This is a genomic window from Hymenobacter sp. B81 (assembly GCF_044628455.1).
Lineage (GTDB): Bacteria > Bacteroidota > Bacteroidia > Cytophagales > Hymenobacteraceae > Solirubrum.
Genome location: NZ_JBIYZW010000002.1, coordinates 1148054 through 1167179, shown reverse-complemented (window position 1 = coordinate 1167179; position 19126 = coordinate 1148054). Strand labels below are relative to the sequence as shown.

The window sequence follows — 19126 nt, the reverse complement described above, 5'->3', positions numbered from 1 at the left end:
GTTAGGAAGGATTGCGGAACTACTTCCGCCAGATACGAGCCCGACGGGCCGGGCGTTGGCTGAGCGGGCTTACGCGCCGCCGGGCGGCGTGGTTCGCCCGGGCATAACCCCGCTGCCGCGCTTGCGTTGAAAAGCCCAACGGGAGCCCCGCACTGCCGCGGCGGCGGCCCCACCCCACCTCTCTCTCAATGGAACCCACCACTACCAGCCCCAAGCCGGCCAAGTCCGAAATCGTCAAGCAAGCCAAGGCTCACATCGAGGCGCTGTTTGAGCAGCGCCTGCCCAAACAGCTCGTTTACCACAGCTTCAAGCACACCAGTGGCGTGGTGAAGGAAGCCGCCGCGCTGGCCGAGGCCGCTGGCCTGAGTGCGGCCGACCAGGAGGCGCTGCTGCTGGCGGCCTGGTTTCACGACGCGGGCTTTACCGAGCGCACCGAGGGCCACGAGTTTCGCTCGGCCGAGCTGGCCGAGGAGTGGCTGCGCGAGCGGCAGTACGCCCCCGAGCGCATCGGGCTGGTCAAGCAGCTCATTGCCGCCACCCACCACGACAGCCAGCGCGAAACCGAGCTGGAAAAGCTTATCGTGGACGCCGACATGAGCAACCTGGGCCGGGAAGAGTTTTTTGCCAACGCCGAGCTGCTGCGCGCCGAGTGGGAAGCTACCGGCGGGCGCGTGTTCAGCAACGTGGAGTGGGCCGAGTACCAGCTGGAGTTTCTGCTCACCCACACCTTTGCCACCGAGGTGGCCCAGCAGCGCTACCAGGAGCAGCTGCGCGAAAACGTGGAGCAGCAGCGCAAGCTGCTCAAGAAGCTGGAGAAAAAGCAGAAGAAGCGCGACGAGGAAAAGGACGGCACCTTCGCCGAGGGCAAACGCGGCGTCGAAACCATGTTCCGGGCCACCTACAGCCAGCACATTCAGCTCTCGGGCATGGCCGACCAGAAGGCCAACATGATGATCAGCCTGAACGCGGTGCTGCTCTCGGTCATCATCACCTACCTGGGCGCCAAAACCTCCACGCTGGGGCCGGCCTTCACCAAGAACCCAGTGCTGGCCATTCCCATGGGTTTGCTGGTGGCTACCTCGCTGGGGTCGGTGGTGACGGCCATTCTCTCGGCCCAGCCGGACGTGACCAGCTTTCAGTGGCTACGCCGCTCCCCGCAGATTGCCACCAACCGCCGGGTAAACCTGCTGTTTTTCGGCAACTTCACCAAGCTCAGCCTCGACCACTTTCAGGACGGCATGACGGAGCTGATGCGCAACAAAGACCTGCTCTACAACAACATGGTCACCGACATCTACTACCTGGGCGAAGTCCTCTCGCGCAAGTACCGGCTGCTGCGCATCAGCTACACCATCTTCATGGTGGGCCTGATCCTGACCGCCATTTCCTTCGCCATCGTGCTGCTCTACAAGGCATAGCGCGGCGACCTTATTCAGCCGCCCGACGCGGGCAAAACGCCGCGCGCCGGGAAGTAAGCAGTCGGCTCCGGTACCCGCCGGTAGCCCGCCGCAGTAGTGCACACAGTTCTCCACATTTCCACAATTCCCTTCCCGCGCCTTGCTGGCTCCACCGCCCCGGGCTTTAGTGCCGGGCCCCGACGAAGGCGTCGAGCCGGCGCAGGGAGCGGGCCAGCCAGCGGTGGGTGCGGCGCAGCTGCCCGCGGCGCACCACGCGGCGGGTGCTGGCCACGTGCCCGTAGCGGAACTCCAGGCTCACCAGGCAGTGCCGGGCGTCGACCGCCTCCACGTAGAAGAACAGCAGCGCGTTGGGAAACAGGCGGAAGTGCGACACCTTTTCCACGTACTCGATGTGGTCGGCGGCCACGATGTGCTGCACGGCCTGCAGGTCGATCTGCCCGCGGTAGAGGTCGAGCTTGTAGCTGGTGCCGGGGCGGGCGGCCTTGGTCACATCGTAGTGTACGGCCGTCACGCCTTCCATCCACTGGGGGCGCAGGCGGAAATTGCTGATGATGCGCAGGGCGTGCGCGGCCGGCACGGCCAGCGTGCGGCGCACCTTCAGGGCGCAGCGCCGCGCCAGGCCGTCGTCGTTCACGGCTTCGGTGGAAGTTTCGTCCAGCAGCAGGCGCAGGGGCGTGAGGTAGGCGTAGCGGTAGCGGATTTCGCCCAGGTAGTCGTACACCGCGGCGCTGTCCTGCAGGCGCGTCCACGAAAAGCAGCGGGCAATTTCGGCGGCCGGCTGGGTAGCCAGGTAGTCTTCGGTGAGCAGCACGTACTCCGAGCCGCTGACGTTGTTTTTGAGCAGGCGGTGGGCCACAATCACGTCGCGGCCCAGCAGGCGGATAAACTCGCGGATCTGGGCCACGCTCACCCGGCCGTAGTGCACCACGATTTTCAGCGTGAGCCCGGTTTCGAGCAGGGCCGCGCTCAGCTCCGAGTCGCTGTCGCGCGCTACCAGGTGCACGTAGTTCTGGAAGTCGAGAAAGATGCGCCGGCACTGCTGCACCAGCTCGCGCACCGGCGGCGGCGGCCCCACCTGGTAAAACAGCACGGCGTCGCCCTGGATTTCGGCCACCCGCAGCCCGATGATGTTGGCCTCGACCAGGATTTCGAGCAGGTCGGCAATGAGGTGGGGCGCCTGCGGGTGCCCGGCCTCTTCGATGAAGCGGGTGAAGCCGCTGATGTCGGGAATAAACAGCAGCGCGGGCTGCGTGTCGTCGGGCGCGGTCGGCGCGTCGGGCGCGGCCAGCCGCAGGCCGGTGGCCCGACGGGAAGCGCGCAAGTCATCGAGCAGACCCATGCAGAAGGTTGAGGTGAAGGCAAGCGACAACCGCCGCGGCTGCCTGCCGGCTATACGCGCCCGGCGCCCCGGCGGGTTTGAATCCGGGCTGGTTTAACATTACCTTTAAGCCCTGATTTTCGGGCTGCGTAGTTCAACGGATAGAATAGGCGTTTCCTAAACGCTTGATATGGGTTCGATTCCCGTCGCGGCTACCACAAACCGCGTTTCCGCGCCCGGAAGCGCGGTTTTATCGTTTTCAGGGAATCCCTCTCACCAGGTAACCGCACGCGAATATGGCAACAACCGGAATCCTGACCGATTTACGCCTTTGGGTAGCCGTGCTGATCGTGGGCGGCATGGTGTACAGCGTGCGGGCCGGCAAGCTCACCCTGCCGGCGGCGCTGACCGGCGGCCTGCTGGGCGGGCTGCTGTACCTGGGTGGCGGAGTTACGGCGGTGGCGCTGCTGGCTTTGTTTTTCGGGCTCGGCTCCGCGGCCTCGGCCTGGGGGCTGGCCGAAAAGCAGCGGCTGGGGCTGGCCGAAGAAAACAAGGGCCGCCGCCGCACCGGGCAGGTGCTGGCCAACGCCGGCGTGGCGGGCCTGGCCGGTCTGGGCAGCTGGTGCTGGCCGCCCTACGCCCCGGTTTTTCAGCTGGTCATTGCCGGCAGCCTGGCCGCCGCCACGGCCGATACGCTGTCCTCGGAGCTGGGCAACCTCTACGGTCGGCGCTACTACAACATCCTGACGCTGCGGCCCGACCGGCGGGGCGAAAACGGCGTGGTCAGCGTAGCGGGCACCGGCCTGGGCGTGGCGGGCAGCCTGCTGGTGGCCCTGGTAGCGGCCCTGGGCTTCGACTGGGGCGCCGAAGCGGCGTGGCTGGTGCTGGCCGCCACCGCGGGTAACCTCACCGACTCACTGCTGGGCGCCACCCTGGAGCGACGCCGGATGCTGTCCAACAACGCGGTGAACGGCCTCACCACGCTGGTGGGCGGGCTAGTGGCCGCCGCGTGGCGGTGGATACCGTAATCCGGCATGGGTCACTGCCAGCTATAAATTGCTTATCAGCCGGATATTACAATCTTACCCCGGGGCCCGGCGCCACCGGCCAATGGCGCCGCTGGATTAAACCTGCCCGCTACGCCCCTTGACCCGGTTTTAAGTACGCCAGAACGAGCCTATGCTGATTTCCACGCCGCTCGCGCAGGTGCTTCAGGAGCTGGCCATTGACCCAGTCACCGGGCTTTCCGAGCCGGAGGCCGCGGCCCGGCTCACCCGGCACGGGCCCAGCCAAAGAAAACCATTCTTCAGCTGCTGCTGGCCCAGCTGAAGGACACGCTGATTGACGTGCTGCCAGCTGCTGTACGCCCTCACCTTCCGCAGCCCCACCAAGTCCATCTTCCAGCTTGGGTTGCTCACCAACCAGTACCTGGCCGGCGCCGTGGTGCTGGGGCTACTGCTGCAGCTGCTGGCCCTGAGCGTACCCTTCCTGCAGCAAGCCTTCAGGCTGCAGCCGCTGGATGCCCGCGGCTGGCTGGCAGCCATGGGTCATGGGGCTGGTGCCGCTGCTGGTAAACGAGGCTCTGAAAGCCCTCAAGCGGTGGCAGGCGGCCCCCGCCCGCTACGGCACCACGGTTGTGAACAGGTACACGGCGAAGATAACCAGCAGCACCACCCCGTGCAGCACGTGGGTGCGCCCCGTGGAAAGCGACAACATGACGGTGATGAGCGACAACACCAGCAGCACCGTCGATTTTATGTCGATGCCCAGCGTAATGGTGAGGCCGGAGAAGTAAGCCACGATGGCCACGGCCGGAATGGTGAGGCCGATGCTGGCCAGGGCCGAGCCCAGGGCCAGGTTGAGGCTGGTTTGCAGGCGGTTGTTGCGGGCGGCCTGCCAGGCAGCCAGCCCCTCCGGCATCAGCACCACGGCCGCAATAATCACTCCCACCAACGACTTGGGGGCTCCCATGCTTACCACGCCCGCTTCGATGGCGGGCGACAGGGCTTTGGCCAGCACCACCACGATGCCCAGGCACGCCAGCAGCAGCCCGAAGCTGAGGCCGGCTACCTTGGCTGGGGGCGGCGCCGCGTGCGCGTCTTCGTCGGCAGCACCGTCGGGGGGCAGAAAAAAGTCGCGGTGCCGTACCGTCTGCACCAGCACGAACGTGCCGTAGAGAATCAGCGACACCACCGAGATAAACCCCAACTGCAGGTAGGTGTAAACGGGTCCGGCAATGCTGGTGGTGTAGTTGGGCAGGATCAGGGTCAGCACCAGGATGGCAGTGAGCGTAACCAGCGCCGCCGTGACGCCCTGCTGGCCGAACACCTGCTCCCGGTGGTGAAACCCACCCGCCAGCAAACACAGGCCGGTGATGCCCGTGAGCAGAATCATGACGGCGGCAAACACCGTGTCGCGGGCCAGCGCGGTGGTTTCGGGGCCACCCGCCAGCATCAGCGACACAATCAGCGAGACTTCGATGATGGTCACGGCCAGCGCCAGCACCAGGGTACCGAATGGCTCGCCCGCCCGGTGCGCCACTACCTCGGCGTGGTACACGGCCGCCAGCACCCCGCCGATCAGCGCCGCGGCCACCACCAGCAGGTAGCCGCTGCCCCAGCCCAGCGCGATGCCCGCGTACGAGAGCCAGGCAAGAACCGGCGCCAGAATGGTCCACAGGGGTAGCTTGAGCTTCATGCCAGCGAGGCTAAGAGTAGGTGATAAAACAGCGTCCGTCGAACGGTTTTTTCTGAGCTTGACCAGGGTGAAATACCCGGTTAAATCGCGTCCTTCCCCTGCGCTTCCGGCCGCTGCGCCCTTGCCCTTACGTACACGACCAAAGGCCGTTGCTGGCCACCGCCGCCAGTACCACCGCGGCTGGTTGCCCAGCGGTGGCCGCTGCCCCGCGTTTCATCTTTTCACCTTTTCTTCCTCGTCCTGCCATGGCCTTCAGCATGCGAAACGACCCGGCCTTTGCCTATTCCTCGCGTGGCGCCGCGCAGATTGGCCGGCCCCCGGCCGGCTTGCCGGCGCCTGCCACGGCGCGTATCGGCACCGTTACCCTGCAGGTGGCTGACCTGGCTAGGTCGCTGGCCTTCTACCAGGGCGTGATTGGCTTTCGGCTGCTGGCCGGGCCGGCGGTGGAGGCACTCCGCCAGGCCACGCTGGGCGCGCCCGGCAGCGAGCAGCCCCTGCTGGTGCTGGTGGAAAAGCCCGGCGTGCGGCCCGTGCCCCGGCGCGGACTGCTGGGCCTCTACCACCACGCCGTGCTGCTGCCCACCCGAGCCGACCTGGGCCGGCTGCTGCGCCACGCCCGCGCCCTGGGTATTCACGTGGGCGCCTCCGACCACCTCTACAGCGAGGCGCTCTACCTGGTCGACCCCGACGGCATCACCTTGGAGGTGCACCGCGACCGGCCCCGCAGCGAGTGGCGGGTGAATGCGGCGGGGGAAATTCTGAGTGCCATCGAGCCCTTGCAAGAGGCGCAGGTGCTGGCCGCGGCTGGCCCCGAGGCCTGGACCGGCTTGCCGGCGGGCACCACCATCGGCCACGTGCATTTTTACGTGGGCGACCTGGCCCGGGCGCAGGCCTTCTACCACGCCGGCCTGGGCCTGACGCAAACGCTGTGGAGCCTGCCCACGGCCAGCTTTCTGGGCGCGGGCGGCTACCACCACCACGTGGCAGTGAATACCTGGGCCGCCGGTGCCCCCGTGGCCACGCCCGCCGATGCCCGGCTGCTGAGCTGGGAGTGGCGCCTGCCCGATACCGCCAGCCTCGCGGCTACCGCCGAGCGCCTGCGCCAGGCCGGCTTCTCGGTTAGCCCCGCAGCCGACGGCAGTGCCCGGGCCACCGACCCCTGGGATATTAGCGTGCGGCTGCTGGTCGATGCCGCCTAAGCCGCCGTGCCGCCCGCCAGCCGGCGGGCCCGAGCTTGCTCAGGCGGCAACGGCCACTGGCCGGGGCGCGGCCACTACCCGGCGCTGCTTCATCTTCAGCAGCACCCCGGCACTGACGACGGCGAGGCTCAGGAACAGCAAATCCACGAACAGAATGTCGAACCGGCCGCTGGCGTAGGTGCTCCAGAACCAGTTGCCGCGCACCACGCCGTCGAGCAGCGGCAGCAGCAGGCACAGCACTGCGGAGAGGATGAGGCTTTGCTGGTTGGTCAGGGCAATGTTGCGGCGCAGGATGAAGTAGGCGCTCAGCGCCAGCCAGGAGTAGAAGTACCAGCTGTAGATGCCCGCCTGACCCGGCTCTCGGAGAAACAGCAGCGCAATCATGGTGAAGGCCGTAACGGGCAGCATGCTCAGGCACACGGCCAGGAACACGTTGGCCGTCCAGAAGTTGAATTGCCGCTCCCGGGCCGGGGTGCTGTTTTTGTCGCGCGCCACCAGCCAGATGAGGATGCCCGAGATGATGACCACGCAGCCCAGCAAACCGAGCACGAAGTACATCAGGCGCAGCGGGCGGCCGCCAAAGTCGCCGAAGTGCAGGTGGTAAATCAGCCCGCGCACCTTATCCACGTAGCTGGAGTGCTCGGCGGGCGCGGTTTCGTGCAGCACCCGCTGGTCGCGCACCCGGTACACCAGCTGGCCCGAGCCCGAAAAGCGGGTTTCGGGGCGCGGCGTGGCCAGCACGATGACGTGCATGTTGGCGTCCTGGTAATTGCGGATAAACACCCGGTTGAGCTGGCTGCCGTCCCACTTCTGCTCTACCCGCCGCAGCAGGCCATTCAGATCGAAACGGGTGGGCAGCGGCGCGTAGGTGTAGGCGTATTTGGTGGTGTCGAGGTGGTACAGGTCGCGGTCGACCTGCTCCTTGTTGCCCTGGTAGGCCAGCTGGGTGAAGGGCACCAGCAGCACCGAGTTGAGGATGAGCACTATGCCGGTGACGGCGAAGATAAATTGAAACGGGAACTGCAGCACGCCCAGGGCGGTGTGCAGGTCGGTCCACACGGTCTTCCACTTTGCCCAGGGCCGGAAGGTGAAGAAGTTCGACGCAATCTTATTCCAGTGCAGCAGCAGCCCGGTGATGAGGGCAAACAGGAACAGAAACGACACGATGCCGGCCAGCAGGTAGCCGAAGGGCGCGCCCAGGTTCACGGGCAGCCGGATGGCGTTGAGCGGGGCCAGAAAGTGCAGCCGGTACAGAAATTCGCCCATGTCGTAGCCCTGCTCGTAGTCGGCGGCCTGCTGCCGGGCAAAGTCGTAGGAGAAATAGGCTGCGTCGTCGCCCTGCCCCCGGCCGCGGCCGCGCTTTTTCTCTGCGCCGGCGGGCTGAGCTTTGGCCTTGGCCAAAGCCTGCGCCTGGGCCGCTTGCTTTACGATGCTGTCGTTGGAGCCCAGCATCGAGACGTAGGCCGTTACCCCGTTCTTGTTCAGGAAGAACTCAAAGTCGCGGCCTTGCAGCTGGTGGTGCCCGGCCAGCGAGTCGAGCACCGCGTTGAAGTTGCGCGGGGCGGTGGCGCGGCCGACCAGGTACGAGTGGTTTTTGTGCCAGGCGGCAATGTCGTCCTTAAAAAAGGAGAACGAGCCGGCAAAGAAAACCACGTACAGCAGCGCGCAGATGATGATGCCGCTGACCGTATGGGTGTGGAAGTAGATGTTGTACCGGCGGTTGTCCATGAGGCGGGGCGGCGACTACGAAATCAGGTAAGGCAGGCTGAACAGCAGCGTCAGGCCGGCGTAGCTCAGCCACACTTTCCACACGCTGCGGGCCACGAAGGCCCCCAGCAGCAGCAGCGCCCACAGGATGTAGCCGGTGAAAAAGGCCGTGGCCAGCACGTTTTCGCGGGGGAACACGGTGGTCAGCAGCAGGTGTAGGCTCAGCATCACCGCGTAGCCGCCCACGGTGCCCGCTAGAATCCTGGAAAAGCGCAGCCAGGGCGAGCGGGTGAGGTATTTGGGGTTGGCGGGCATCGTCGTCAGAATAGCAGTTCCAGCGCCAAGGCCAGCGTAAAGAGCAGCGCCACGGCGTACGCGTTCAGCAAGCGCAGCGGCGCCAGGGCTACCACCAAGCTGCCCACCCCCATCAGCCCCACCAGCCAGGCGCACAGGCCGGTCATCCAGCCCCAGTGCGCGGCCAGCAGTGCGGCGGTAGCGGCGGCCAGCAGCACGCCCACCGCCCGCACGCCCAGCGGGTTTTTCACCGCGTAGGCCGGGTAGCCCACGGGCTGCTTCACCTGGGGCGAGGTGCGGTACCAGAGCTGAAACGCGAGCAGCTGCAGCAGGAAAACGGTACTGATCATGGGACGGAAGGCGCGGGCCGGGCGGGGTTAGTTGATGAGGATGCGGGTGGTTGAGCCCTGCCAGAAGTGGGTGTACTTTTTCTGGTGCCACTCGCCGGCCTGCTCCTGGTAGTCGGAGGCTTCGAGCACGTAGCTGCCCTTGAGCTTGGGCGTAAACACCAGCTTACCGTTGGCGTCGGTCTGCACCGTTTTCACCCAGCCCTCGGGCGACATCAGCTCCACCTTGCCGTTTTTGAACACCTGACCCGCTTTCCACACCTGGGCTTCCACCGGCTCGTTGGCTTTGTACGCCCGGGGCGCTACCACAATGGCGAGCGGCTGCGCCGGCGGCGCCAGCGCCGCGGCCCCGCGGCCCACCAGCACCGGCGTCACCGACGAAAACTCGTACTTGGTGCTGCCGCCCAGCTCCCTGGTGGCGTGCACGGTGCTGAGGTAGTACAACCCGTCGGCCTCGGGCACGAAGGAGGCCACGAGGTGCGTGCCGGCGTCGGTCAGCGTCAGCCTGGTTTTCTGCTGGGCGGGGCCGGTTACCCACACTTCCAGCGTCTTCAGGTCGGAGTACCACTTGGCCGTGGGCTCCACCACGCCCTCGGCGTAGTCGCCGTAGACGATTTTCACTTCGTGGGCCTTGTGCTTGGTGGCCTTAGTCGGGCTTTCGATCCAGATGGCGTGGGCAGTGGCCGTGGAGGTGCCCACCAGGATAGCGGCCAGCCCGGCCAGGAAAAGGATTAGCGTTTTCATCGGTTGCATGCGGTTGATGGCTCGTTGCCGCCGGGGCCTCATCAGGCCCCGGCGCTGTCTTCGGTTGGGAGGGGCCGGGGCGGCTTACTCGCCGGCCAGGTACTGCACCGCCGTGATGGTGCCGCCTTCCACTTTCAGGCCACGGGTGGCCGTGCGGGTGCTGGCGTCTACTTTGTACACGTAGCTGCTGCCGTCCTTCAGGTTCACGCCGAGGTAACCGGTTTTGCCGTCCTTCGGGGTGTAGTTGTTGTAGGTAATGCTCTTGATGTCGGCCTTGGCGGGCAGCCCGGTAACCGGAGCAAAGGTCTGGTCGACCACGTTCAGAATGCCCACGTTCAGGCCATCGGCGTAGGCGCCTTTCTCGGCCGGGGTGGTGGCCTGCACGACGAACGTGTTGTTGCCCACGTACAGCCAGTTGGTGATGTTCATGCCGCCGCTCAGGGCCTCGAAGTTCAGGTAGTACGATTGGTCAAACTCCGTGGTCCCCGCTTTGATGCGGGTAATGGCCGAGGGCTTGGTGGAGCTGATGACGCTACCGCTGCCCGGGTTGTTGGTGGCTACCGAGGCCGAGAAGGCGTACACGTCGCCGTTTTCCACCACCGAAAGCCCATCCCGGAAGTAGCGGCCGATAAAGCTGGTGCGGCCGTCGCGGATGACTTTCTCCACGCGCATGTCGGCGTAGTTGAACACGGCAATCCACGCGCTGTCGGGGTAGTTGGTGTTGAACGAGGTGTTCTTGATGGTGAAGTAGGGGGCAAACACCTTGTCGCCCACCTGCTTCAGCCAGCTGAAGTGGGCCAGCTCGCCGTTGCGCGCCAGGCTGAGCGTGTTGGTCGAGCCGTCGGCGGTAATCAGCAGGTTGTTGGTGTTCACCTTGTACCACTGCGACAGGGGCGTGGTGGTGGCGTTGCGGGTAATCTTGAAGAGCAGTAAATCGTCCTTCACCGGCGCGAAGGACTGCACGGTCTCCGTCTGGAAGTTGGTCAGGCGGTTCAGCTTGCCTTCCTTCAGGTTGTAGGCCGTCACGGCGCCGGGGTTGCCCTGGCCGTAGAGCATGCTGAAGAATTTGTTGTTGTGGGTCACGTAGTAGCGGTAGGTCCCGTCCTGCTCTACCCCGTTGCCCTGCGTGGAGATGGTGCCCGCCTCCAGGCTGCCGGCGGTCAGCAGGTAGTCGGCCACGGCCGTGGCGGCCACCGGCGTCACCGTCAGAATGTAGTTGCCGGGGTTGTTCGGCGCCGCAGCCTTGTCGTCGTTGCAGGAAACAAGAGTGGCGGCAGCGAGCAGGGCGGCCAAGGTAGCTTTGAGTTTCATGGTACGGGTTACCGGTTGTTGATCTGGTTGAAGAAGCAGCGGAAGTTGACGTAGAAGGCCCGGCCGGGCTTCTGCAAACTGAAGTTGTCGTAGAGCAGGGCGTCGGCCAGGTTGCGGCCTTCCACGCCGAGGTTGTAGCGGCCGCTGCGGAGGCTGTACACCAGGTTCACGTCGTGGCTGAGCTGCGTCGGAATGTCTCCCTTGCGGCTTTCGGCGTCGCGCCCGCCGCGGCTGGGCCAGTACAGCCAGAAGCGGTACACGTACAGCAGGTTATAACCGATGGTGAGGTGGTTGCCCGGCGCGCCCAGGTCGGGCAGCCGCAGGGAGGCATCGGCGTTGCCGAACAGGTACGGGATGTTGGGCATCTGATCCAGGTACACCGGGCTGATGGCTTGCGGGTTCTCCGGGTCGTATTTCTGCCGGTTCTGCAGGTACTGGTAGGTGAGCGTGCCCCCCAGGGAAAAGCGGTTTTTGTGCGAGTAGCGCACTTCCGCGTCGCCGGCAAAGGTTTGCACGCCCTCGCGGTTGTCGGGTATCACCAGCCCCTGGTTCTGGTTGAAGCGGTCGAAGATGAAGTCCGACGCGTACCGGTACGCCGCGTTGGCATTGATCAGGAGCCGGTCGTTGGCGCTGAGCGGAAAGCTGTAGCTGCCGCCCAGGTTGAGGTTGTGGCTCTGCTCCGGCTTCAGCGCGGCGTTGCCTTCCCGGGTCACCACGTCGCCGAACAGGTCGCGCGCCTCGGGCATGCGGTTGGCCCGTTCGTAGGAGGCCTTCACCTGCAGGTCGGGCGTGAAGAAGTAGGTGCCCGCCACCCCGTAGCCGCTGCGCCGGGTCGTGGTGCGCCGGCCGGCCGTGGTCACGCCCTGGTCAATCAGCTTCCCGAACACCGAGGCGCTCCACCGGTCCTTGATGGTGTAAGTGTAGCCCAGCCCGAGCACGTTTTTCTGGGTTTTCTGCGGCCGGGCGTTGGTCGTCGCGTCGAAACGGTCGGTGCCCTGGCGGTCGAAGGTGTTGAACGCGTTGCTCAGCGCCAGGGCCTGGTGCTCGCCGATGCGGTAGTTGACCATGCCCGTTGCCAGGCCGTTGTTGTTCTGGTAGGTGTACAGCCGGCGCCGCTGTTCCCCGCCCGGGCCCGCGCCGATGCGGCGGGAGTTGCCGTACCAGTCGAAGCGCGCGTTAGTGGTATCAATGGCTTGCTCCTCGCCGAGGTTGAAGTTGGCGTTGAGCGTGACGTCCAGCCCCTTAATCAGGTTTTCCTTCTTGTATTTCAGGGTCGGCATCAGAATCGAGCCGCGGGTGTGCACGCCCCCAAACACCGCCACCATGCGGGCCCCGGTCTGGATTTCCTTGTAGTTTTTGCCCACGGTCACGCCCAGCAGCAGCTTGTCGGCGTAGCGCTTGCCCACCACGCCCACGTTGGCAATCAGCGTTTCGTTGTGGTAGGTATCGTTGAAGCGCCGCACCTGGGCGTTGGTGGTGTAGGCGCCGGTGTAGATGTCGGCGGCATCCACCCTGACTTGGTAGTTGTTGTCGGAGTAGTTCTGGAATGCACTGATCTGCGCCGTCAGCCCGCTTTTCGCCGTCACGGCCGCGTTGACCACCGTGCGGTGGGTGTTGAACGAGCCGAAGGAGTACGACGCGTCCACGTAGTTGCGCTGCCGGTCGCCGGTCACGATGTTGATGGCGCCGCCCAGCGCGTCGGAGCCGAGCCAGATGGGCACCACGCCTTTGTACACCTCCACCCGCTCGGCGACGTTGATCGGGATGTTGTTGATCTGGAACGAGGAGCCGAAGCCATCCATCGGGATGCCGTCGATGAAGTAGCGCACCTGGTTGCCCGAAAAGCCGTTCAGCGACAGGTTGAAGCTGGAGCCCACCCCGCCCGATTCGCGCACCCGCACCCCGGCCACGCGGTCCAGCGCGCCGGCCAGGTCCAGGGTGGTATTGTAGAGTTGCCGGGCGTCGACGGCCGTCACGTTATAGGCCTGCCGGTTGGTTTCCGTCACCACCGAGCGGCCCGTCACCGTCACTTCCCGCATGTCCACCGAAGCGGCTTCGACGGTGAGTGAAACCACAGTTTCCTGCCCCGCCGCCACCGAAACCGCCCGCCGCAGGGGCTGGTAGCCAATGCCGGTAACGACCAGGGTGTAGGCGCCCGGGGCTACGCTCAGGATGGCAAAATTTCCCGCATCGTCTGATGCCGCACCCAGCGAGGTATGCTCCAGTCTCACGGTAAGAGAAGGCAGTACCTCGCCGGATGGGTCCTTGAGGGTTCCTCGAACCGACCCAAGGTTCTGCGCACTGGATAGGAAACTGTAGAGACACAGTACTACCAGCAGCAAATTTTTCCCAATTTGCATTGCTTTTTAACGTCCCAGTTGAAAGCGACCCGGCTTGCCGGGTTGAGCCCCATAGTTGGCGCTATGGGGCTCTTATTTTGCCAAAGGTTGGGCTTATTTAGACTCTTTACAAATAATGACTGATTTTTTTCAAGACTGCTTTGCCGCCTCCGCTATAAAATCCTGATAACGTGAGCTAAACTTACCAGCTCGCCATAGTCCTACTGAAGCCAAAAAGCCCCAGTCACTACTAGTGACTGGGGCTTTCCACTACCTTCCTCGCCGCCAAACGGCGCCGGAACTGCAGGAAGCGCTACTGCTGGTTTTTCAGCTGCTGCAGCTTGTGGTGGGTTTTCTTCGACTGGTTGAACTGCCGCTGCACGGCCGTACGCAGCGTGCCCGTGAGACTGCCGTCGTTCAGGGCTTCTTCGTAGGCCTTCAGGGCCCACTCCTCGCCGTAGATGTTGGAGCCCAGGATGGCTTTTTCGTCGCGCCCGGTGAGGGCAGCTTTGGCGTCCATCCAGCCGCGGTAGAGCTTGCCTTTCAGAGTGGTGCCGGTTTCGCGGCCACCTGCCTGGTGGCGCAGGTACTCGTTCAGCTCGTTGGAAAACTGCTGGCTCTGGCTTACCAGCTGCTTGTAGTAGCCTTTCAGCTCGGAGTCCTTGCTTTCGTCCACGGCGCGCTGGTACCCCTCAATACGGTCGTTCACGAACAACAGCAGCTCGTGCAGGGTAGCGGCCTGGTCGCCGGCCGGGCGGCGCTTGGTAGCAGCGCCCTGCTCGGGGCGGCTCAGCAGGTACCAGCCGCCGGCGGCACCGGCAGCCAGTAGCGCGCCGCCCACCACTTTCTGGGTGGTCGACAGCCCACGCCAGCGGTCAGCCGTTTGGCCGGCCAGCCGCTTGAGGGGCTCCGGCACCTGCTCCAGGCTATCGGTCAGGCCGCTTTGCTGCAGCCAGCGCTGGGCCGGGGCCAGCCACGAGGCGCCGGTAGCGGACTGATCAGCAGGGCTGGTGGATGCGGTGGCCGAAGCGTCGGTGGGCGTCGGCGAGTCGGCGTCGGTGGCAGCAAGGGCACGGGAGGCGCCCGAGTTGGGGCTTACGCGGGGTTTCTGGGGGTGGCTCATGGTTGAAATCAATGGATGACGATGGCCAGGCCACTACGGCAGCTGGCAGCTACCACATTCGCACAAGCGTCCCGAAAGGTTACGTCCAACCTCACTTACCCGTTTGAAGCTCAACGGTTAGCTGCGCCTTCCGTGGCCTGCTTGTAGTGCCGGGCCGGCAGGTCGCGCAGGCGAGCCGCGGCGGCTTCGGGCGTGATGTCGCGCTGCGGGTCGCCCAGCATTTCGTAGCCTACCATGAACTTGCGCACCGTGGCCGAGCGCAGCAGCGGCGGGTAGAAGTGCAGGTGCAGGTGCCAGCCGGGGTGTTCCTGCCCGTCGGTGGGGCGCTGGTGCAGGCCGGCCGAGTAGGGAAACGACATCTGAAACAGGTTGTCGTAGCGGATGGTGAGCTGCTGCAGGATGTCGGCCAGGGCGTCTTTTTCAGTCTCGTCGAGCTGGGTGAGGTCCTGCACGTGGCGGCGCGGCAGCACCAGAGTTTCAAACGGCCACACGGCCCAGTAGGGCACCAGCACCACCCAGTGGTTATTCTGCACCAGCACGCGCTGCTGCTCGCGCAGCTCTACGGCAAGGTAGTCGGCCAGCAGGCTGCGGCCGTGGCGGGCGAAGTACTCGGCCTGCTGGTGCGTTTCCTGGGCCGGCTCGGCGGGCACGGTACGCTGGGCCCAGATCTGCCCGTGCGGGTGCGGGTTCGAGCAGCCCATAATCAGGCCCTTATTCTCGAAAATCTGCACGTAGTTGATGTCGGGCCGGGTGCCCAGCTCCCGGAACTGCTCGGTCCAGACGTCCACCACCCGGCGGATAGCGGGCAGCGGCATTTCGGGCAAGGTCAGGTCGTGGCGGGGCGAAAAGCAGATGACGCGGCAGATGCCCGACTCCGACTCGGCCCGCAGCAGCTCGTGCACGCTCGTCCCGCCCGCGGGCACGTCGGGGTGCAGGGCCCCGAAGTCGTTGTCGAACACGAAGGTGCTGGCGTAGTCGGGGTTCTGCACGCCGCCGGCGCGCTGGTTGCCGGGACAGAGGTAGCAGTCGGGGTCGTAGGCGGGGCGGGCCTCGGGCTCGGGCGGCTCCTGCTGGCCCTGCCAGGGGCGCTTCGAGCGGTGCGGCGACACCAGCACCCAGCTGCCCAGCAGCGGATTGTAGCGGCGGTGCGGGTGTTCGGTAGGGTCAAACATGGCTGGAACGAGTCGAAATGGAGGAATACGGGGTGAACGTGGCGGGCTCCTACTGCGCTGCCACCACGCCCACGCCGTCGGCAATGCGGGCCTGGTAGGTTTCCAACTCCCGGTTCAGCTGCTCGCGGTAGGCGGCCGTGGCGTGGGCCACGAAGGCGGCGGCGTGCTCGGCCGCCACCAGGTTGATGGTGCAGCCGCCGAAGCCGCCGCCCATCATGCGGGCGCCGTACACGCCCGGCACGCCGCGGCTGGCTTCCACCAGCACGTCCAGCTCGCGGCAGCTCACCTCGTACTGGTCGCGCAGGCCAGCGTGCGAGGCGTACATCAGCCGGCCCACTTCTGCCAGGTCGCCGGCTTGCAGGGCCTGGCCGGCGGCCGTCACGCGGGCGTTTTCCTCGGTTACGTACAGGCAGCGGCGGTGCAGCAGCGGCCCCAGCTCGTCGCGGTGGACATTTACCTGCTCGGGTGTCACGTCGCGCAGGCTGCCGATGCCGGGGTAATGGTGCCGCAGCAGCGCTACCCCCTGCTCGCATTCCTGCCGGCGCACGTTGTATTCAGAGCTGGCCAGGGAGTGCTTCACGCCGGTGTTGCAGAGCACCACGCGGCAATTCTCGGCGTCGAAGGGAAAGTAGCGGTAGGCGTGCGAGCGGCAGTCAAGCTCCACCACCTGCCCCGCGCGGCCAAACAGGCTGGCAAACTGGTCCATGAGGCCGCACTGCACCAGGGCAAACTCGTGCTCGGCTTTCTGGGCCATCAGCGCCAGCTCCAGCCGGTCGATGCCGGTGCCCAGCAACTGGTCGAGGGCGTAAATCAGCCCGCACTCCACCGCCGCCGACGACGACAAGCCCGCGCCGATGGGAATGTTGCCGCCGAACACGCAGTCGAAGCCCGGCACCGCCACGCCGCGGCGCTGCAGCTGGGCCACCACGCCCAGCAGGTAGTTGGCCCAGTCGGCCTGCTCGGTGCGGCGCACCGCCTCGGGGCTAACTTCGAAGGACTCGTTCAGGTCGAAGGAGCGCAGGCGGATGCGACCGACCTCGTTCAGGGCCACGGCAAACACCATTTCGCGGTCGATGGCGGCGGGCAGCACCAGGCCGTCGTTGTAGTCGGTATGCTCGCCGATGAGGTTGATGCGGCCGGGCGCCCGCACCAGCAGCGGCTCGGCGCCGAAGCGCTGGCGAAAGTCTTCGGCAATGGACGGAACTAGCATGGCAGATGGCAAAGGGTTCGGGGCCGGTACGCGGCCGGCCATCCACCTACAACGGCAAACCCGGTACCGCGCGTTGCCTGCCCCGGCACCGAACACCCAGGGTGGGCACCGGCGAAATTGAAAAAAATGGGGTTTGCCGCTCCCGGCCAGCAGCTACGTTTGAAGCAGATTTTTAATTTAAATAATACAATTATAAACGAAGCCTGATTGCTTTACCGAACCTGGCTAGTACGCCTTCCTGAACCTGGTTTTTGCCGCTCCTTGAAACCCAAACTCATCTTCCTCGGCCGCAGCCCGACTGGCTTCTACGCGTCGAGACGCAGGCTGCGTGTATAAAAAAAATCTACTTAAATGCGGAACCTTCGGCGGGAGTTGATTATTTTCAACCATCTCAGAAGCTGATCAGCCCCAGCCCTGAGCAAACGCCGGCGTCGCCCCCGCCGACTTTTCTTTTTCCACCGCCGCTAACTTCTTTCCGCAGGTCAGTCTTTTCCCGGCTCAAGCCCATTTGATTCGGTTTTCCGGTCTGAGTTTTGCCCTTTCCCCCGCGGCGGACGGCAGCACTCCGGGCCCCCGGCCCACGAATCAACCCGCGGAGTTTTCGTTTCGCCCACCCTTTCCCTTCTCGCCTTGTCTTTCGATCTGGAATCAGGAGCCTTCGCTTCGGAAGCTCCCTCGTTTATCGACCTGTCGGCCCCGCTGCTCGCGGCGTCGGCCCCGCCGCTGGCGCCGGCCCCCGTGCGCTACGACCGGCTGGTGCTGCCCGGCGACTTTCCCGACCCCACCATTGCCCGCATCGGCGACTCGTACTGGGCCAGTGCCACCTCGGCCGAGTGGGGCGCCGTGTTTCCGCTCTTCAAGTCCGATGATTTGATCAGCTGGGAGCTGGTGAGCCACGTGTTTCCCGGTCGCCTGCCCGAGTGGTGCGACTCCAACTTCTGGGCCCCGGAAATCTTCCACGAAAACGGCAAAACCTATCTCTACTACACCGCCCGGCGCAAGGGCGGCGTGCTGAGCGTGGCCGTGGCCTCGGCCGACCACCCCGCCGGCCCCTACACCGACCACGGCCCGCTGGTGGGCGAAGACGAAGGCTCCATCGACGGGTTTCCCATCCGCGACGAGCACGGCGTGCTGCATCTGGTGTGGAAAAACGACGGCAACAGCCAGGGCAAGGCCACGCCCATCTGGGCCCAGCGCATCGACGAAGAGCGGCTGGAGCTGGTGGGTCCGCGGGTAGAGCTGTTCCGCAACGATGCGCCCTGGGAAGGCACGCTAGTGGAAGGCTCGGCCATCGTGCGCTACCAGGACTACTTCTACATGTTCTACGCCGGCAACGCCTGCTGCGGCAAGTACTGCACCTACGCCGGCGGGGTAGCCCGCTCGCGCAGCCTGCTGGGCCCCTGGGAGAAATGCCCCCAAAACCCCATCCTGACCGATAACGCCACCTGGAAATGCCCCGGTCACGGCACGGTAGCCGAGAAGGACGGCCGCTGGTTTCTGCTGCACCACGCCTACCACGCCCACAGCCACGAGTTTGTGGGTCGCCAGGGCTTGCTGAGCGAGTTTCGCTGGAACGCCGAAGGCTGGCCCGAGTTTGAAAACAACAGCCCCCAGGCCGAGCCCCTGCACGACGTGGCGGTGCTGAACGTGGACGAGCACTTCGACGGCGAAACGCTGGACCTGGGCTGGCTCTGGCCGGTGGGCCACAAACCCGAAGCCGAGCTGCGCGACCAACAGCTGTACCTGGGCGCCAACGAGCAGCGCCTGGGCGCCATCGTGGCCCGGCGCACCTATGCCGCTACCTACAAGGCGGCCACCACCCTCGATGTGGCCGCGCTGGCCCCCGGCACCTTCGGCGGCATCGGCGCCATTGGCGACCCGTACAATGCCCTGGCCCTGGTAGCTGGCGACGGGATGCTGCAGCTCTGGCACGTGCAGTCGGGCAAGCGGCAGGTGGTCAGCCAGCTGTGGCTGGAAGACTGCACCACGGTTACGCTGCGCATCGAGGCCTGGGGCGGGCAGCGCTACCGCTTTGCCTACAGCACCGACGGCGCCACCTGGCAGCCCATGCCGCTCGACAGCTTCGCCCTCAACGGCACTTACCTGCCGCCCTGGGACCGGGGCATCCGCATCGGCCTGCTGGCTTTCGGCGCCGAAACCACCCGCGTGGCCTTCAGCCACTTTGCCCTGCGTAACCACCGCTAGGCCTGCCCTTCCGGCTGCTTCGGCCCCGGCTACCCGCGTGGT

The 19126-nt window shown here is 65.4% G+C and carries 17 protein-coding genes, 1 tRNA gene and 1 pseudogene; 7 read left to right on the top strand and 12 right to left on the bottom strand.

Annotated features, from left to right (window positions below; translation table 11 throughout):
* Nucleotides 1-188: 188 nt before the first annotated feature.
* Nucleotides 189-1418 carry a Pycsar system effector family protein gene (locus ACE191_RS16200; RefSeq protein WP_400193282.1) on the top strand — a complete coding sequence of 410 codons (1230 nt, stop codon included), beginning with the start codon at nucleotides 189-191 and terminating at the stop codon, nucleotides 1416-1418.
* 163 nt (nucleotides 1419-1581) lie between these two features.
* On the opposite strand, the gene ACE191_RS16195 is transcribed toward ACE191_RS16200, so the two are convergent.
* Complete coding sequence (locus ACE191_RS16195) at nucleotides 1582-2757, bottom strand: DUF2652 domain-containing protein (protein ID WP_400193281.1); 1176 nt, start codon at nucleotides 2755-2757, stop codon at nucleotides 1582-1584.
* A 122-nt stretch (nucleotides 2758-2879) separates the two neighbouring features.
* Between ACE191_RS16195 and ACE191_RS16190 the strand changes: the two genes are divergently transcribed.
* From ACE191_RS16190 to ACE191_RS16175, 4 genes and pseudogenes are all read left to right on the top strand, one after another.
* Nucleotides 2880-2954, top strand: a tRNA-Arg gene (locus tag ACE191_RS16190).
* Nucleotides 2955-3032: 78 nt separating this feature from the next.
* Complete coding sequence (locus tag ACE191_RS16185; RefSeq protein ID WP_400193280.1) at nucleotides 3033-3764, top strand: DUF92 domain-containing protein; 732 nt, start codon at nucleotides 3033-3035, stop codon at nucleotides 3762-3764.
* A 151-nt stretch (nucleotides 3765-3915) separates the two neighbouring features.
* A complete protein-coding gene (locus ACE191_RS16180; protein ID WP_400193279.1) occupies nucleotides 3916-4065 on the top strand; it encodes a cation-transporting P-type ATPase in 150 nt (49 codons plus the stop codon).
* A 12-nt stretch (nucleotides 4066-4077) separates the two neighbouring features.
* Nucleotides 4078-4233, top strand: a pseudogene (locus ACE191_RS16175) (cation transporting ATPase C-terminal domain-containing protein); the annotation flags it as partial.
* Here ACE191_RS16175 and ACE191_RS16170 read toward each other — a convergent pair.
* Entirely contained in the window at nucleotides 4189-4332 is a 144-nt protein-coding gene (locus ACE191_RS16170) for a hypothetical protein (protein ID WP_400193278.1), read from the bottom strand. The pseudogene ACE191_RS16175 and the gene ACE191_RS16170 overlap by 45 nt on opposite strands.
* Nucleotides 4333-4356: 24 nt before the next feature.
* On the bottom strand, nucleotides 4357-5433 hold the full coding sequence (locus ACE191_RS16165) for a calcium:proton antiporter (RefSeq protein ID WP_400193277.1): 1077 nt from the start codon (nucleotides 5431-5433) through the stop codon (nucleotides 4357-4359).
* A gap of 245 nt (nucleotides 5434-5678) precedes the next feature.
* On the opposite strand from ACE191_RS16165, the gene ACE191_RS16160 reads away from it, so the two are divergent.
* Nucleotides 5679-6632, top strand: coding sequence for a VOC family protein (locus tag ACE191_RS16160; protein WP_400193276.1), 954 nt, complete (start codon nucleotides 5679-5681; stop codon nucleotides 6630-6632).
* Between the two features lie 39 nt (nucleotides 6633-6671).
* Here the strand turns inward: ACE191_RS16160 and ACE191_RS16155 are convergent, their stop codons facing one another.
* The 9 genes from ACE191_RS16155 to galK form a co-directional block, all read right to left on the bottom strand.
* Nucleotides 6672-8360, bottom strand: coding sequence for a PepSY-associated TM helix domain-containing protein (locus ACE191_RS16155; protein WP_400193275.1), 1689 nt, complete (start codon nucleotides 8358-8360; stop codon nucleotides 6672-6674).
* Nucleotides 8361-8375: 15 nt separating this feature from the next.
* Nucleotides 8376-8654, bottom strand: coding sequence for a hypothetical protein (locus ACE191_RS16150; protein ID WP_400193274.1), 279 nt, complete (start codon nucleotides 8652-8654; stop codon nucleotides 8376-8378).
* 5 nt (nucleotides 8655-8659) lie between these two features.
* Nucleotides 8660-8983 (bottom strand): hypothetical protein, encoded by a 324-nt coding sequence (locus tag ACE191_RS16145; protein ID WP_400193273.1) that lies wholly within the window; start codon nucleotides 8981-8983, stop codon nucleotides 8660-8662.
* 27 nt (nucleotides 8984-9010) lie between these two features.
* On the bottom strand, nucleotides 9011-9724 hold the full coding sequence (locus tag ACE191_RS16140; protein ID WP_400193272.1) for a DUF4198 domain-containing protein: 714 nt from the start codon (nucleotides 9722-9724) through the stop codon (nucleotides 9011-9013).
* Nucleotides 9725-9808: 84 nt separating this feature from the next.
* Nucleotides 9809-11035, bottom strand: coding sequence for a DUF4374 domain-containing protein (locus ACE191_RS16135; protein ID WP_400193271.1), 1227 nt, complete (start codon nucleotides 11033-11035; stop codon nucleotides 9809-9811).
* An 8-nt stretch (nucleotides 11036-11043) separates the two neighbouring features.
* A complete protein-coding gene (locus ACE191_RS16130; RefSeq protein ID WP_400193270.1) occupies nucleotides 11044-13395 on the bottom strand; it encodes a TonB-dependent receptor domain-containing protein in 2352 nt (783 codons plus the stop codon).
* A 292-nt stretch (nucleotides 13396-13687) separates the two neighbouring features.
* Entirely contained in the window at nucleotides 13688-14497 is an 810-nt protein-coding gene (locus ACE191_RS16125; protein ID WP_400193269.1) for a PA2169 family four-helix-bundle protein, read from the bottom strand.
* Between the two features lie 110 nt (nucleotides 14498-14607).
* Nucleotides 14608-15669: a UDP-glucose--hexose-1-phosphate uridylyltransferase gene (locus ACE191_RS16120; RefSeq protein ID WP_400193268.1), complete on the bottom strand. Its 1062-nt coding sequence runs from the start codon at nucleotides 15667-15669 to the stop codon at nucleotides 14608-14610.
* 49 nt (nucleotides 15670-15718) lie between these two features.
* Complete coding sequence (galK, locus tag ACE191_RS16115; RefSeq protein WP_400193267.1) at nucleotides 15719-16879, bottom strand: galactokinase; 1161 nt, start codon at nucleotides 16877-16879, stop codon at nucleotides 15719-15721.
* A gap of 630 nt (nucleotides 16880-17509) precedes the next feature.
* On the opposite strand from galK, the gene ACE191_RS16110 reads away from it, so the two are divergent.
* Nucleotides 17510-19084, top strand: a complete 1575-nt coding sequence (locus ACE191_RS16110; protein WP_400193266.1) for a family 43 glycosylhydrolase — start codon at nucleotides 17510-17512, stop codon at nucleotides 19082-19084.
* Nucleotides 19085-19126: the final 42 nt, after the last annotated feature.

What these genes read in the sequence shown, in the direction of transcription:
- ACE191_RS16200 (WP_400193282.1), top strand. Translation starts at nt 189, where the DNA reads ATGGAACCCACCACTACCAGCCCCAAGCCGGCCAAGTCCGAAATCGTC.
- ACE191_RS16195 (WP_400193281.1), bottom strand. Translation starts at nt 2,757, where the DNA reads ATGGGTCTGCTCGATGACTTGCGCGCTTCCCGTCGGGCCACCGGCCTG.
- ACE191_RS16185 (WP_400193280.1), top strand. Translation starts at nt 3,033, where the DNA reads ATGGCAACAACCGGAATCCTGACCGATTTACGCCTTTGGGTAGCCGTG.
- ACE191_RS16180 (WP_400193279.1), top strand. Translation starts at nt 3,916, where the DNA reads ATGCTGATTTCCACGCCGCTCGCGCAGGTGCTTCAGGAGCTGGCCATT.
- ACE191_RS16165 (WP_400193277.1), bottom strand. Translation starts at nt 5,433, where the DNA reads ATGAAGCTCAAGCTACCCCTGTGGACCATTCTGGCGCCGGTTCTTGCC.
- ACE191_RS16160 (WP_400193276.1), top strand. Translation starts at nt 5,679, where the DNA reads ATGGCCTTCAGCATGCGAAACGACCCGGCCTTTGCCTATTCCTCGCGT.
- ACE191_RS16155 (WP_400193275.1), bottom strand. Translation starts at nt 8,360, where the DNA reads ATGGACAACCGCCGGTACAACATCTACTTCCACACCCATACGGTCAGC.
- ACE191_RS16150 (WP_400193274.1), bottom strand. Translation starts at nt 8,654, where the DNA reads ATGCCCGCCAACCCCAAATACCTCACCCGCTCGCCCTGGCTGCGCTTT.
- ACE191_RS16145 (WP_400193273.1), bottom strand. Translation starts at nt 8,983, where the DNA reads ATGATCAGTACCGTTTTCCTGCTGCAGCTGCTCGCGTTTCAGCTCTGG.
- ACE191_RS16140 (WP_400193272.1), bottom strand. Translation starts at nt 9,724, where the DNA reads ATGAAAACGCTAATCCTTTTCCTGGCCGGGCTGGCCGCTATCCTGGTG.
- ACE191_RS16135 (WP_400193271.1), bottom strand. Translation starts at nt 11,035, where the DNA reads ATGAAACTCAAAGCTACCTTGGCCGCCCTGCTCGCTGCCGCCACTCTT.
- ACE191_RS16130 (WP_400193270.1), bottom strand. Translation starts at nt 13,395, where the DNA reads ATGCAAATTGGGAAAAATTTGCTGCTGGTAGTACTGTGTCTCTACAGT.
- ACE191_RS16125 (WP_400193269.1), bottom strand. Translation starts at nt 14,497, where the DNA reads ATGAGCCACCCCCAGAAACCCCGCGTAAGCCCCAACTCGGGCGCCTCC.
- ACE191_RS16120 (WP_400193268.1), bottom strand. Translation starts at nt 15,669, where the DNA reads ATGTTTGACCCTACCGAACACCCGCACCGCCGCTACAATCCGCTGCTG.
- galK (WP_400193267.1), bottom strand. Translation starts at nt 16,879, where the DNA reads ATGCTAGTTCCGTCCATTGCCGAAGACTTTCGCCAGCGCTTCGGCGCC.